The organism is Rhodococcus sp. ARC_M5, assembly GCF_022810405.1.
GTDB classification, from domain to species: domain Bacteria; phylum Actinomycetota; class Actinomycetes; order Mycobacteriales; family Mycobacteriaceae; genus Rhodococcoides; species Rhodococcoides navarretei.
The window spans coordinates 1-607 of record NZ_JALGQE010000053.1 but is presented as its reverse complement, the minus strand read 5'-3'; the positions used below and the strand labels follow the sequence as shown (position 1 = coordinate 607).

1 protein-coding gene is annotated in these 607 nt (G+C 64.1%); it reads right to left on the bottom strand.

Going from position 1 to position 607, the window contains the following annotated elements; all coding sequences use genetic code 11:
* Positions 1–582, bottom strand: a 582-nt coding sequence (locus tag MTX34_RS25510; RefSeq protein ID WP_243611204.1) for a transposase, incomplete at its 3' end; no start/stop codon positions are given.
* Positions 583–607 lie beyond the last annotated feature (25 nt).

Sequence of the window (607 nt, the reverse complement as noted above, 5' to 3'; positions counted from 1 at the left end):
GGTCTGGGGCGGCTTGAGTAGGCCGTAGATTTCGCGGGCGATGGCGCGTTTGAGGCATCGGGTGATCTCGCGTGGGGTCTTGCCTTCTGTCAGTCGCCGGTCCCGATACTGCTGGGTTCGTTCGTCGCCGCGTAGGCGGGTGATGGCGATCGTGTAGAGCGCCCGGTTCGCTTGACGGTCACCGCCTCGGTCGAGGCGGTGACGTTGTGTGCGGCCCGAGGATGCCTGGATCGGTGCAACTCCGCACAGGTGCGCGAAGGACGCTTCGGAGGTGATCCGTTCGGGGTTGTCGCCGACTGTGATCAACAGTTGTGCAGCTGTGCTGGTTCCGATCCCGAATCGGGCGAGGAGCTGCGGTGCGTGTGCGGTGACGAGTGCCTCTATTTGTTTGGCGAGGATTCGTTCCTCGGCGGTGAGGTCGAGAATTCGGCGGGACACCGACCGCAGTGCGGCACCGACTGCGGAATCGAGATCGACGGGCCGACGCGGTGCGTGTGGCAATGCTGCGCATGCGGCGAACAGGTGCGCGTCGGTGAGCTGACGGAGCTCGGCGCGTATGCCTTCTGGGGCATTGACGATCATCGATTTCAGTTGTGTGACCGCTTCG